At 60.1% G+C, this 13,516-nt stretch carries 13 protein-coding genes; 8 read left to right on the forward strand and 5 right to left on the reverse strand.

From position 1 onward, the window contains the following. Positions 1-34 precede the first annotated feature (34 nt). A complete protein-coding gene (locus tag BRAS3843_RS00420) occupies positions 35-1,888 on the forward strand; it encodes an alpha/beta fold hydrolase (protein WP_008966694.1) in 1,854 nt (617 codons plus the stop codon). A 47-nt stretch (positions 1,889-1,935) separates the two neighbouring features. On the opposite strand, the gene BRAS3843_RS00425 is transcribed toward BRAS3843_RS00420, so the two are convergent. Together BRAS3843_RS00425 and BRAS3843_RS00430 are read right to left on the reverse strand one after the other, a co-directional pair. After that, complete coding sequence (locus BRAS3843_RS00425; protein ID WP_035980438.1) at positions 1,936-3,483, reverse strand: bifunctional aminoglycoside phosphotransferase/ATP-binding protein; 1,548 nt, start codon at positions 3,481-3,483, stop codon at positions 1,936-1,938. Then, the gene (locus BRAS3843_RS00430) at positions 3,476-4,465 is read right to left on the reverse strand and encodes a zinc-dependent alcohol dehydrogenase family protein (RefSeq protein WP_035980439.1); all 990 of its coding nucleotides are present in this window, start codon (positions 4,463-4,465) and stop codon (positions 3,476-3,478) included. Before BRAS3843_RS00430 ends, BRAS3843_RS00425 begins: the two co-directional genes overlap by 8 nt. Before the next feature lie 261 nt (positions 4,466-4,726). Here BRAS3843_RS00430 and BRAS3843_RS00435 point away from each other — a divergent pair, with 261 nt between their 5' ends. Next, positions 4,727-7,420, forward strand: coding sequence for a bifunctional acetate--CoA ligase family protein/GNAT family N-acetyltransferase (locus BRAS3843_RS00435; protein ID WP_008966697.1), 2,694 nt, complete (start codon positions 4,727-4,729; stop codon positions 7,418-7,420). Positions 7,421-7,454: 34 nt separating this feature from the next. Here the strand turns inward: BRAS3843_RS00435 and BRAS3843_RS00440 are convergent, their stop codons facing one another. Further along, the gene (locus BRAS3843_RS00440; RefSeq protein WP_008966698.1) at positions 7,455-7,931 is read right to left on the reverse strand and encodes a phage holin family protein; all 477 of its coding nucleotides are present in this window, start codon (positions 7,929-7,931) and stop codon (positions 7,455-7,457) included. Next, positions 7,932-8,207 (reverse strand): hypothetical protein, encoded by a 276-nt coding sequence (locus tag BRAS3843_RS00445; RefSeq protein ID WP_008966699.1) that lies wholly within the window; start codon positions 8,205-8,207, stop codon positions 7,932-7,934. Between the two features lie 173 nt (positions 8,208-8,380). Here BRAS3843_RS00445 and BRAS3843_RS00450 point away from each other — a divergent pair, with 173 nt between their 5' ends. From BRAS3843_RS00450 to BRAS3843_RS00460, 3 genes are read left to right on the forward strand one after another with little or no spacing between them, the layout of a single operon-like run. Beyond that, entirely contained in the window at positions 8,381-9,517 is a 1,137-nt protein-coding gene (locus tag BRAS3843_RS00450; protein ID WP_008966700.1) for an ABC transporter permease, read from the forward strand. 2 nt (positions 9,518-9,519) lie between these two features. Further along, on the forward strand, positions 9,520-10,299 hold the full coding sequence (locus tag BRAS3843_RS00455) for an ATP-binding cassette domain-containing protein (RefSeq protein WP_008966701.1): 780 nt from the start codon (positions 9,520-9,522) through the stop codon (positions 10,297-10,299). A 3-nt stretch (positions 10,300-10,302) separates the two neighbouring features. Further along, positions 10,303-11,406: an MlaD family protein gene (locus tag BRAS3843_RS00460; protein ID WP_008966702.1), complete on the forward strand. Its 1,104-nt coding sequence runs from the start codon at positions 10,303-10,305 to the stop codon at positions 11,404-11,406. An 18-nt stretch (positions 11,407-11,424) separates the two neighbouring features. Here BRAS3843_RS00460 and BRAS3843_RS00465 read toward each other — a convergent pair whose 3' ends face one another. Continuing rightward, a complete protein-coding gene (locus BRAS3843_RS00465) occupies positions 11,425-11,742 on the reverse strand; it encodes a cytochrome c (RefSeq protein ID WP_008966703.1) in 318 nt (105 codons plus the stop codon). A gap of 135 nt (positions 11,743-11,877) precedes the next feature. Here BRAS3843_RS00465 and BRAS3843_RS00470 point away from each other — a divergent pair, with 135 nt between their 5' ends. The 3 genes from BRAS3843_RS00470 to BRAS3843_RS00475 form a co-directional block, all read left to right on the forward strand. Continuing rightward, on the forward strand, positions 11,878-12,591 hold the full coding sequence (locus BRAS3843_RS00470; RefSeq protein ID WP_008966704.1) for a helix-turn-helix domain-containing protein: 714 nt from the start codon (positions 11,878-11,880) through the stop codon (positions 12,589-12,591). A gap of 100 nt (positions 12,592-12,691) precedes the next feature. Next, positions 12,692-12,817: a hypothetical protein gene (locus BRAS3843_RS42455; protein WP_277996467.1), complete on the forward strand. Its 126-nt coding sequence runs from the start codon at positions 12,692-12,694 to the stop codon at positions 12,815-12,817. 367 nt (positions 12,818-13,184) lie between these two features. Beyond that, positions 13,185-13,516 (forward strand): cyclic nucleotide-binding domain-containing protein (locus BRAS3843_RS00475; protein ID WP_035980448.1); only part of this gene is annotated, 332 nt, incomplete at its 3' end.

The raw sequence follows: 13,516 nt of genomic DNA on the forward strand, positions 1-13,516 counted from the left end.
GCATGCGTCATTTGAAGCAACCCCCGAAGGAAAGATGCTCGTGAAGCCGATAGTTGCCTTGTCCAAAGCCGACGCGCCCGCCGTGCCACACGCCCTTGCCCCGCGTGAGGCTGCAGAGCGGCCGTTGCTGACGGAGGCTCAGCCGAAGGTCGGTCGTTCGCAGGAGCTGGGGCATGAAGATCACGAGCTGGATAAGGCCTTCACTGCAACCCTCGCGCGTTTGACGGGCGGCCTTTCCCCGATCGCGCTGTCGATGGCCTATTTCGATTGGGCCTCCCACCTTGCGACCGCGCCGCAACGGCAGATCGAGATCTTTCGCGATGCGATGCGCTTCAGCACGCAACTTGCTCAGCGGGCGCTGCATTCTGCGGCGCCTGAGCGCAAACCGTGGGACTTGATCAAGCCGCAGCCCACTGACCATAGGTTCGTCAAGCCCGAGTGGGAAATCGAGCCGTTCAACTTTTTGGCTCAAGCATTTTTGCTTGGCGAGCAGTGGTGGCACAATGCGACCACCGATGTCCGCGGTGTTGCACCTGCGAATGAAGCGATTGTCGAATTCTCTGTTCGACAGACGCTCGACATGTTTGCGCCGTCGAACTTTGCGGGCACTAATCCCGAAGTCCTGCAGAAGACGTTCCAGAGCGGCGGTGAGAATTTCGTGTTCGGCTGTCAGCACTGGTGCAGCGATTTACTGCAGCTGCTGGCCTCGAGCAAGCCGGGCACGGGAAACGCGGAGTTCATCGTTGGCAAAACGGTGGCTGCGTCGCCCGGCAAGATCATCTATCGGAACGAGCTGATCGAACTGATTCAATACAGCCCGACGACCGAAAAGGTTCGGCCCGAACCTATCTTGATCGTGCCTGCCTGGATCATGAAGTACTACATTCTCGACCTATCGGCCCATAATTCGATGGTGAGATATCTCACCGCCCAGGGATTTACGGTTTTCATGATCTCCTGGCGAAATCCGAGCGCCGGCGACCGGGATGTTGCGTTCGACGACTATCGGACGCTGGGGGTTAAAGCGGCGCTCGACATGATCGGGCTCATCATGCCCCGACGACATGTCCATGCGCTGGGCTACTGTCTAGGGGGGACCTTGTTGTCGATCACCAGCGCTGCAATGGCGCGCGATGGGGATCGTCGCCTCAAATCGATCACACTGCTGGCCGCGCAAACCGACTTCACCGAAGCGGGTGAGCTCACGCTGTTCATCAATGAGAGCCAGGTCGCATTCCTCGAAGACATGATGTGGGAGCGAGGATATCTCGACACTACGCAGATGGCTGGCGCCTTCCAGCTGTTACGGTCCAATGATCTGATCTGGTCCAGGGTCTCGCGGGATTATCTGATGGGTGAGCGCGCGCACCCGAGCGATCTGATGGCCTGGAATGCGGACGCGACCCGGCTGCCCGCGCGGATGCACTCCGAATATCTGCGCAAGCTCTTTCTGCACAATGATCTCGCTGAAGGCCGCTATATGGTCGATGGCCGGTCGATCTCACTGTCCGATATTCATACCCCCATGTTCGTAGTGGGGACGATCCGCGATCATGTGGCGCCATGGAGGTCAACCTATAAGATTCACTATGAGGTGGATGCGGACGTCACCTTTGTGTTGGCGAGCGGTGGACATAACGCCGGCGTCGTCGCGCCACCGAGCGAACCCGGCCATTTCTATCAGGTGAAAACAAAGCTCGCAGACGCACCTTACCTTGGCCCCGACGAGTGGCAAAAGACCGCGGCCCGGATCGAAGGATCGTGGTGGCCCGAGTGGGTTGGCTGGCTCAATAGCCGATCTGGAGAGCCATGCGAGCCGCCCTCAATGGGGGTGCCGGGGACTTCCAACCAGTTGCCGGATGCACCGGGAGACTACGTGCATCTGTAGTGAGCTCGCGAGAGCGCCGCGGCTTCTGCGGAGCGGCGCTGCGTGGCCTACCGCGGAAGCTGAGGTTGGCACTGCGCGAGCGTTGCCTCGGTACTTCCAGACGCGTCGATGACTGCCCAGTCTATTGGGCCAATATCATATCCTTCCTGCAATCCCGCAATCTCGGGCGTTGCATCGGACGCGTCCGCCTTGCGGGTGCCGACGCGAGCCTGGCGGATCGCCAAGTCCGCCGTCAGAAAGAAGCCGGCAAATGGAATTTTCATTTTCCGAGCCAGATGGGTAACGGCTGTTCGCTCGTCCTCACGTGCGAACACGGCGTCGACCACGACAGAATAACCGCCCGATAAGACGCGGCCCGCGTGCTCAAGGAGGAGCTCATAAACTTTTCGACCAGCGTCAGCATTGTATGCGTCTGGCGGCAGGCGATCCGTCTCGCGGACGCCGAACAGCTGCTTGCGAAGCACATCACTGCGCAACACGATCGCGCCCGGCGAAGGCCGGATCGAGGGCGCAATGGCACGAGCCAAGACTGATTTTCCCGTTCCGGAAAGTCCTCCAACGGCAACCAGAAGCGAGGCCGCCGGTTGGATCAAGCGGCGCGCCAGTTGGAAATAGCGCGTTGCGGCCTGGACGACGCCGGTCTGGTCGGAACCAGCCCGATCAAGTCGCGCAAGCAGAACCTGCGCGCGGATGGCCGACCGCATCGACATGAATAGAGGAAGAGCAGCAAGGCCATCGAGATTGTCGACTGGCGTAATTGCGAGATAACGATTGAGCAGGTGATTGGCCGCAGTCTGCTGGTCGTAATACAGCAGGTCCATTAAGGGGAACGCGAGATCATAGAGAACATCGATCGACGCCATCCGTTCGTCGAATTCGATCGCATCGAACAAGACGGGACGCTGCCCAATCAGAACAATGTTGGCGAGGTGAAGGTCGCCATGGCAGCGCCGGACATAAGCTTGTCTGCCACGCCCCTCCAAGGGGGACTTCACGCGCGCAAATGTCGATTGCGAAGCCTCCGCGAGTTGCTCGATCTCATCCGAGGCGAACCAAGGGCCGGCCTTAAAGGCGGCGATAAAGGCCTGGATAATCCTCTCGATCGAGCCGATCCAGGGGGCGCTGGGCCGAGGTTCGGCGACCTCATGCGAGCTTGCGATCGTATCCGCCATGCGTTCGGCGAGCACGGCGGTGACTTCGCCACGCGCTGCGAGGTGATCAAATGTGCGGCTTTCGTCGAAGCGGGTCATGTCCACCGCATATTCCAGCGGCGTTCCCGGTCCATCTATTGAGAGTGTACCGTCGTCCATCCGCACAACGGCCACAACGCGATGGTAAATCTCCGGTGCAAACGGCTTGTTGATGCGCAGCTCATCCTCACATGCAGCCTTGCGCTTCTCCAGCGTGGAATAGTCAAGAAACGGAAACCGAACAGCGCGCTTGATCTTGAGGGCGCGATTGCCTTCCAGGAACACTGAAGCAGCGTGGGTGTCGATCCGCCGGACCTGGCGATGATGTGCTGGATCGCTGAGAAAGGCGAACACAGCATCTTGCGTCGACGTCTCCGGAGATGACGATGGTGTCGTGCTATTCATTGGGGACAAGAACGGCTGCGCCGAGGATTTCGCTTTGCCTCAGCCTGGCAAGAACCTCATTCGCCTGCGCCAGCGGGTAAGGGGTCGTATGGGTGTGAATCCCTGCCTGCGGCGCGATCCTCAGGAAATCCAAGCCGTCCTGGCGCGTCAGGTTGGCCACGGAGACGAGCTGGCGTTCCTCCCACAGGAGCCTGTAAGGGAAGCTTGGGAGGTCGCTCATGTGGATGCCTGCACAAACCACCCGACCGCCCTTGCGGACCGCGCGCAGCGCGAGCGGGATCAACTCCCCGACGGGTGCATATATAATTGCGGCGTCCAGCGGCATTTCGGGCAGGTCATCCGATGCGCCTGACCATATCGCACCAAGTTCCCGGGCGAGATTTTGAGCGGCTTCATCACCGCGGCGGGTGAATGCATAGACCTGACGCCCTTGCCAGCGCGCAACCTGGGCCACGATGTGGCCAGCAGCGCCAAAGCCATAGATGCCTAGCCGTTCCGCCTGGCCCGTCATGACGAGCGACCGCCAGCCGATCAACCCGGCGCACAGAAGTGGAGCGATTGCGACATCGTCGTCGCCCTCACCAAGCGGAAACGCATAGCGCGCGTCTGCAATCGTGTGAGTGGCAAAGCCCCCATCACGGGTATAGCCGGTGAACAGCGGATAATCGCAAAGATTTTCCATACCGTTGCTGCAGAAACGGCAAACGCCACACGTATATCCCAGCCAGGGAACGCCAACGCGCTCGCCGATCCGATGGGAGGTTACGTCTGGCCCGATCTGATCGACCCGTCCGACGATCTCATGTCCTGGTATGATAGGATATCTGATGCCCGGCAACTCGCCATCTAGCACATGCAAGTCGGTCCGACACACGCCGCACGCGCGAATCTTGACGCGGATCTCACCTGGTCCAGGCGCCGGATCTGCTCGATCCTCAAGCTCGAGAGGGGCTCCCGCTGTTCGCAAAACCATCGCATGCATCGATGAGCTCCAGGCCGGTCAAGTGCTCATTAAAGTGACCGCAGCTGCATACACTTGACTTCCGTCAAGGCACCAAGTGGAACCTCGCGGAAGATAGCATATCTGCCTCGGCAGCGAGCGGCTGGAGCGATATCATGCATCTTTCACAGGCCGGAATACCATGGCGCCTTGGGATGTCGCGCCACACGTGAACGGTCCTTGTTGAGAGTTGTTTCAAATGCAACACATGTTCTGCTTGGACAACCATCGGACGCTTCGCTGATGTCGACTTACCGCCTGAAGAACCTGCTGTCGCCGCGGTCCATTGCCTTGGTGGGCGGAAGTCTGCGTCAGAATTCTGTCGGGCGAGCTATCCTGGAAAACGTCAGGAAGTCCGGATTCACAGGCGACTTTGGACTGGTCAATTCGCGCTACAGCGAAATTTCTGGTGTCAGCGCCGTCCGCAGCCTCAATCAATTGGCGTTCGTGCCCGAACTCATCGTGGTCACGGCGCCCCGGGGAAGCGTTCCCGAGTTGATTGACCAGGCGGGCGGTCTGGGCGCCGCTGGCGCGTTGATCGTCACATCGGGGCTGGGGCACGGACGGGGGTCTTTGGCCGAGCAGGCTGAACGCGCGGCTCAGAAGTACGGCATGCGTCTGATCGGACCGAATTGCATGGGCATCATGATGCCCGAGGGCCGTCTGAATGCCAGTTTCGCGGCACATATGCCCTGCGCAGGAAGCTTGGCGTTAATCTCCCAGTCAGGCGCGATTGCGGCAGGCATGGTGGATTGGGCGGCCCAGCGCGATGTCGGGTTTTCCGGCATCGTCTCGATCGGCGATCAACTCGACGTCGACGTTGGGGATCTCCTGGATTATTTCGCATTGGACGGCAAGACCCGCGCTATCCTGCTTTATATCGAGGCCATCAAGGACGCCCGGAAGTTCATGTCGGCCGCCCGTGCGGCTGCGAGGATCAAGCCGGTCGTGGTCGTCAAATCGGGGCGGGCCGTGCAAGGGGCCATGGCGGCCGCGACCCATACCGGCGCGCTTGCGGGCGCAGATGCCGTCTACGAGGCGGCGTTCCGTCGGGCCGGCGTGCTGCGCGTTTCCGATCTTCGCGAATTGTTCGATTGTGCAGAGACGCTCGGGCGGGTGGAATCGCCGACGGGAAAGCGCCTCGCCATTCTAACCAATGGTGGCGGGATCGGTGTTCTTGCTGTCGATCGCCTCGTCGAGCTCGGTGGAATAGCCGCGAGTCTGGCGCAGGACAGTCGCGAGAAGCTTGACGCGGTCCTGCCGCCGACCTGGTCTGGATCGAACCCTGTCGACGTTGTCGGCGATGCCGATGCCGCCCGCTACACTGCGGCGCTTGAGGTCTTGCTCTCTGACCCGAGCAATGATGCCGTTCTGGTGATGAACGTTCAGACCGCGCTCGCGTCCGCGAACGGCATCGCAATGGCGGTTTCTGAACTGGTGAGCACGTATCGCAAGCAGCATCGACGTTGGGCGAAGCCGGTTCTCGCTGCCTGGATCGGCGCGGATCAAACCATCATTGAAACGCTGAGCAGCGCGTCAATTCCCAACTACCCGACGGAGGACGATGCCGTCCGTGGCTTCATGCATCTGGTTCGCCATCGTGAGGTAAAGGAGGCGCTCGCGGCAGTCCCGCCGGAGATGCCGGTCTCCTTTACGCCCGATATCGAGACCGCCCGCGGCATCGTCTTGGCGGCGCTGGCCGATGGACGGACATGGCTCGATCCGGTCGAGATCAAACGGCTGCTCGAAGCCTACGACATTTCGATGGTACAAACGTTCGCTGCATCCGACGTCGATCAGGCGGTCTCTTGTGCGACCCAGTTGTTTGACCAGGGCGCGACGGTGGTCTTGAAGATTTTGTCACGTGACATTGTCCACAAGTCCGACGTCGGTGGCGTCGTTCTCAATCTGACCTCGCCACAGGCCGTCCGCGCGGCTGCGCATGACATCATGAGCCGGGCCCAAAAGCTTCGTCCGGATGCGCGGATCTCCGGCGTGATCGTGCAGGCGATGGTGGTGCGCGCCAAGGCGCGCGAGCTGATCATGGGAATTGCCGATGATCCGACCTTCGGCACGGTCATCGTGTTCGGCCGCGGTGGAACCGCGGTCGAAATCATCAACGACAAGGCCCTGGCCCTGCCGCCGCTCGATCTGCATTTGGCGCGTGATCTGGTTGAGCGCACCCGCGTTTCCAGGTTGCTGCGCGCTTATCGGGACGTCCCAGCGGTCAAGCCGGACGCAGTCGCGATGGTTCTGGTGAAGCTGGCGCAGATGGCGGCGGACCTTCCCGAGATCCGTGAGCTCGACATAAATCCGTTGCTGGCCGACGAGAGCGGCGTGTTGGCAGTCGATGCACGCGTGGCGATCGGAAAGGCGGCACCGAAATTCAAGGGTTCAGGTCCATCCAATTTTGCCGTTCGGGCCTATCCAACACAATGGGAACGCCATCTTCAGATCAAGGACGGCTGGCGGATCGTTGCTCGTCCGATCCGTCCCGAGGACGAGCCGTTGATTCACGAATTTCTGAAGCATGTGACCGCAGACGATTTGCGGTTGCGCTTCTTCGCGCCGATCAAGGAGTTCACGCACGAATTCATCGCCCGATTGACGCAGCTCGACTATGCGCGTGCGATGGCTTTTGTCGCTTTTGATGAGGCCAGTCAGGATCTGGTCGGCGTCGTGCGCATCCACTCCGACTCGATCTATGAAAACGGGGAATACGCGATCTTACTCCGATCTGACCTGAAGGGAAAAGGGCTCGGCTGGGCCTTGATGCAGCTCATCATCGAATATGCGAGATCGGAGGGCCTCAAGGTCATCTCGGGCGACGTACTGCAGGAAAACATCGTGATGCTCGACATGTGTCGACAGCTTGGGTTCGAGGTGAAAACAGATCCCATGGAGCACGATCTCTGCAATGTGAAGCTGAGGCTGTAACGTGGTCTCGGTAAACAACGGAACAGCGGCAGCGTTAGGTGTGGCTAGTGCTGCTATCTGACGTATGTCGCCTCAGACTTTTCACGATGATGCTGATTAACGGTACCATCAGGTGCGGAAGGGCAGCATCCAACGGATGACTCATGACACCGGTGACCTGCGACTGAAATGCACGCGCTTCCAGCTGTAACGCCTCAATCGAGGCGCCATGGATATCGTTGGCGAGCTCAAGCTCGCGTCCGGAAGGCGAGCGAGAAGCCAGGGCGAACAGGATCGCCGCGATGGCGACGTCAACGGCCCCCAGGATAACAGCCGCCGTTATGGCTGACCAAATCTGGACCAGCCAGAAATACGCAGCCAACTCAAACATCATGAGCCCGAACACGGCGATCAAAGCCGCAAGTGCCCGCATCCCGAGGCTTGCAAGCAGGTGGCGAAGCCTGATGTCGGCGATCACCTTGTCGGTCCGCCAGAGTATGCGCAGATGATTGACGACGTTTTCCGTGTTCACCTAATGCCTCCTGAGTAGCCAGCCGATGGTCACGCCGAGTGCGAGAGCCGAGGCCAGGGCGGCGATCGGATGCTCGCCCACGAGCTTTTCAAGCTGGGCCTCCTCTCTCTCCAACGTGTCGCTCAGCTCCTTCAATGCAGAGCTCATCTGAGCGGCAGCTGACCTGACCTCATTCTCCGACATGTCGAGAATCGATTCACCTCTCTTCGACAGAGCGTCGGCGAGGTCATTTTTAAGAGCCTGCAGCTCGTCTCTGATCCCACGCGTGTCAAACATCGATTGCCAGCCATGTTTTCAAACAAATCCTAGAATATGTCGCAGTGGACAGGTTGATCTGGCTCAACGGCGCCATGGCCGACCTGGTTTGAGTTAGGTCAACTTGCAGGTCAGAAGCTGCCTTAGGAAGGGCGAGGTTTGACGAGGCCTGATCCAAGAGCGGAAGAACTGTTTTGGGTACCCAACCGGTATTGACGGCCGAAGTGGCGGGAGATTTGGTCGAGCTCCGCCCGGGCGGTGCGTGGACCGCTGCAAATGTGACCGTCCTTGAACGCCTGACCGACTCCGTCGAGACGGATATCGGTGGCTCCGAGGCGGTCAAGATGGATCTCAAAGGCGTGAGCGAACTCGACACGCTTGGCGCTTGGCTCTTGGAGAAGCTCTCGCGTCGGCTCGGTTCAGCTGGCCATCACATCGAGATGGTCGGGGTGGCCGGCCATTATATTGGCTTGATCGAGCAGGTGCGGCGGGTCAACCGGCGAGCCGCGGCGAGCCTTCCAAAGCCGTCTCCTATCGTCGCCAAGCTCGATGACCTGGGCCGATCTACAATCGGTGCGTTTGGCGAATTTATTGTCTTTCTGGAGATGCTGGCCTCGCTTTTTCTGGCCATCGCGAGTGTCATTCGACGGCCCCGCTCGCTGCGGCTGACATCCCTTGCATATCAGATGTACCGGATCGGCTGGCAGGCGATCCCAATTATTGTGCTGATCACCTTTCTGATCGGCGCGATCATCGCGCAACAGGGCATCTTCCATTTTCGTCGGTTCGGTGCCGAATCCTACGTTGTCGATATGGTCGGGATCCTGGTCCTGCGCGAACTCGGGGTCCTGATCGTGGCAATCATGGTCGCGGGACGCTCCGGGAGCGCCTACACGGCCGAACTCGGCTCGATGAAGATGCGGGAAGAGATCGATGCGCTGATGACCATGGGCCTTGATCCTGTCGAGGTCCTGATCCTGCCGCGCGTGGTTGCCTTGGTCCTAACGCTTCCGATCCTAGCCTTCATTGGCTCCATGGCGGCACTCTACGGCGGCGGCCTGGTTGCCCAGTTCTACGGCGGCATGGCGCCGGCGATCTTCATCGCGCGTTTGCATGAGGCGATCTCCGTCACGCATTTCGAGGTCGGCATGTTCAAGGCGCCCTTCATGGCGCTCGTGATCGGCATCGTGGCGTGCAGTGAGGGGCTTCGCGTCAAGGGTAGCGCCGAATCGCTCGGACTGCAGACAACGACTTCGGTCGTAAAGTCGATCTTCTTGGTGATTGTGCTGGATGGCCTGTTTGCCGTCTTTTTTGCATCGATTGGAATGTAGCCATGGCGCAGAGCGAAGCGACATCGGCCATTCACGTCAGTGACCTCGTGGTCGGCTTCGGGCGGCAGATCGTCCTGGAGCATCTTTCACTCGATGTCCGCAAAGGTGAAATCCTTGGCTTGGTCGGTGCGTCGGGTGGAGGTAAATCGGTCCTGATGCGCACGGTCATCGGCCTCATCCCGCGTCGGAGCGGGACCATCGAGGTGATGGGCGTTCCCGTCGGCGACAGGGCCATCCAGGACAGGGAGAGGATCGCGGGACGTTGGGGCATTCTCTTCCAGCAGGGCGCATTGTTTTCATCGCTCACCGTCAGGCAGAACATCCAGTTCCCGCTCCGGGAAAGTCTTCAAATGTCGCAGTCGCTGATGGACGAGATCGCCACTGCGAAGCTCGAAATGGTGGGCTTGACGCCGGAGGATGGCGACAAGTTTCCCTCCGAGCTCTCGGGAGGCATGACCAAGCGCGTCGCATTGGCGCGCGCCCTCGCGCTTGATCCAGCGATCGTGTTTCTGGATGAGCCAACGTCGGGGCTCGATCCGATCTCCGCGGGTGACTTCGATGCGTTGATCAAGACGCTGCAGCAAACCCTCGGACTGACCGTGTTCATGGTCACCCATGATCTCGCGAGCCTGAATGTGGTGTGTGATCGCGTCGCAGCGCTCGCCGACGGCAAGATCGTTGCGATCGGACCAATGCGTGAGCTGCTCCAATCAGAGCATCCTTGGGTTAGGGCCTATTTCCACGGCAAACGCTCCCAGATGCTGCAACCGAAAGTGAGTTGAGAGATGGAAACGCGTGCTCCGTTCGCTTTGATCGGCGCCTTTGTCCTGGCAGCGATCGTTGCGATCTTCGGCTTCGTCTATTGGCTCAACAACACCGGCGGGCTGGGGCCGCGGACGAGCTATCGCGTGCAGTTCGAGGGGTCTGTCCCGGGATTGCTTGTTGGTGCGGCCGTTCTCTTCAATGGTATCCGCGTCGGTGAGGTCACCGGACTGGGCCTCGCCCCGGAGAATCCACGGCGCGTCAACGCTACGATTTCGGTAGCTTCTGCTACTCCGGTGCATGCGGATACCAAGGTCGGTCTCGAATTTCAGGGTTTGACCGGGGTTCCCGTGATTGCGTTGGAGGGAGGCTCGCTTGCCGGGTCGTCCGGTCCGGTCCCAACCCTGCTAGCCGAGCCAGGGGCGGGTCAGAGCATGACCCAGGCCGCGCGGGACGCGCTGCGGCGGGTGGATGCCGTGCTTGCCGAAAATGCCGAACCGTTGAAGGATACGATCGCAAATCTTAAGACCTTTTCGGAAGGCTTGGCGCGAAACACCGGCAAGCTCGATGGCATTGTTGCCGGCCTTGAGAAGTTGACCGGAGGCGGCACCCCAGTTCAGAAGGTCACCTTCGATCTGCGGGCACCGACCGATCTGGGGCATGGGACCAAGATCTGGAAGGGGCAGCTGGCCATCCCCGAGCCAACGGCTGTTGCGATGCTGCAGACCCAGCGCATGCTGTTCGCGCCGGTTAAGGACTATCCCGGCTTTGCCGAGTTTCTCTGGGCCGACAGCATTCCAAAACTGTTGCAGGCGCGCCTGATCGACAGCTTTGAGAACTACGATATTGCGCACGCGCCGCTCCGGACGACGGATGTTGGGCAACCGGATTTTCAGCTCCTGATCGATGTCCGCCAATTTCGAATCTCGACGGAAACGGGGCCGGTCGCCCAAATCGGTCTTTCCGCTCGGCTCGTCGACAAGAATGGAAAGGTGATCGCCGCCCGGCTGTTCGACGAAAGCCAGAAAATCGGTGTGCTCGATCCGGCGACAGCCGTTTCGGCCTTTGATGATGCTTTCGGCCGTCTGGCGAAGGACGTCATCGCCTGGACGGCGCAGGCGCTTTAGACCGAGCTCCGGTGCGGGCTATTCGAAGGTTTTCAGATAAGAGAGCAGGTCGTGAATTTGCTCTGGATCGAGCTCGAACTCGGGCATCGCGGGGTGACCGGTGACGATCCCCTCCGCCAAGGCTTCGCCAAGCGATTCGATCGGATAGCGCTGATGTAGGGTCCGGAAGGGCGGGGCAGGCTTGAAGCGGCCGTCGCCCGTTCTGCCGATCGCGTGACATCTCGCGCAGTGCGCCTGCGCGTAGGCCCGTCCGCGTTGCTCCGCCGTTGATGCGGCCAGAGCGGGTGATACCAAGGCGAGTGTCACGAGCATCTGGCAAGAGGCAAGGCGCAGCATTCGCAATCCGTTGGCGAGAGGGCATTGATTTCAAGATATTGAGCCGAGCGCGGGCCGATTTGATCTGCGTCAACCGCCAATCGGACGATTGGCTAAAATGCCGTCTTCCTTGGTGCTGGCCGTTCGGAGCGATGTATGAAGATGCCCCTGGTTGCAGTTGACCCGCATGGGCAAGCCTGTGCCGACTGTGCCGTCCGGCAATTCAGCCTTTGCGCATCGCTCGACAAGATCGAGATGCATGAATTCGAAGATCTGAGCCGACGGGTTCACTTTTCGAGCTGCGAAACCGTGTTTACGCAGGAGGATGCCACCAGCTATTTCTACAACGTCCTTGACGGGGTCATGCGGGTCTACAAGCTTCTGCCGGACGGGCGGAGGCAGATCGTGGGATTTGCCCTTCCCGGCGACTTTGTCGGGATGACGACCGAAGCGCGTCATGGCTTCTCGGCGGACGCCATTGGCCCGGTGACCGTCTGTCAATTCGCCAAGACGCCGTTCGTGCGATTTGCCGAAGATAAGCCCAATTTGCTGCGGCGCATGAACGAACTTGCGGTACAGGAGCTGAATCAAGCCCGAGACCATATGGTTCTGCTGGGCCGTCGATCCGCGGAGGAGAAGGTCGCCACCTTCCTTGTAGGGTGGCGGGATCGCTTGATTTCGCTGAGGGGCGTGTCGGACGTCGTCCCGCTGCCGATGAGCCGGCAGGACATCGCAGATTATCTCGGCCTGACCATCGAAACGGTGAGCCGTACCTTCACCAAGCTCGAGCGGGAGGGCATCATTGAGATTGTGCCGGGTGGCGTCTGCCTGCGCGATGCTGCCCGCGCCGAGGCTCTGGCCGCTGCCTGACCCATTCTTTATGGAGGGACGGCTCCGATTTTGATCCCGATCAAAGACCCAAACGGTCGTCTGAAGGACATTCCCCCTCAAACTTGAGGGAGGGGAAGATATGCCTTTTGATGCATTGATGGTCAGCTTGGCCGTGGTGGCGGTCTTTGTGGCGTTCGCGGCCGTGCTCGCCTGGGCCGATTCGCAAACCAGCCAGTTGAAGAAGGACGTCCCGGCCCGGGAATAGCTGGTACGCTCGCGATTTCCAGATAAATTTTTCGGATCGCGCTGTAGGCAGTCCGCGCGGTTAAATTGCCCTCCTGCGTGGCCGCCGAGGCTGCGTTGCGGCCATTGAGACACCCTTTGGCTGTGGCGGGTATTGCTAACCACTCCAGTCTCGGCTGTACTCTCCTGGTGCCGATCTGTCGTATTCCGAAGCGGTCACGCAAGGCAGAACGACCAGGGGGTCTTGCCGCCCTGAGACCTTTACCTTGCATTTGCTGTTCGAGGGCGGGTGGCGTGAGCATTATCCGGTCTCGCGCCCCTGGGTCCACACTCCGCCAGCGCCTCGGTAATATCTTCCGGTCGGTGAGATCCGATACTGGAGGAGCGGCGTGACTGACGACAAGAGGGGGGTCTCCCGACCTTCTGCGAGTGGCAAACTATCGGTGCTCCGCCAGCATCCCATTTTTCAGGATCTGGATTCGGAAGCGCTCGATCAGCTTTGTCGGTACGCCAAGCCGACCTCGCTGAAGCGTGGCGCCACGATCTTTTCCAAAGGTGATCAAGGCAACAGCCTCTACATTGTCATCAGCGGTACGGTGAAGATCAGCGTTTCTTCGCCGGACGGGCGTAACGCAATCCTGAACCTGATCAGCGCTGGCGAACTGTTCGGCGAAGTCGCGTTGCTCGACGGGGGAGAGCGGACTGCGGATGCGACCGCGAA

Origin of the sequence: Bradyrhizobium sp. STM 3843 (assembly GCF_000239815.1) — a bacterium.
GTDB lineage: Bacteria > Pseudomonadota > Alphaproteobacteria > Rhizobiales > Xanthobacteraceae > Bradyrhizobium.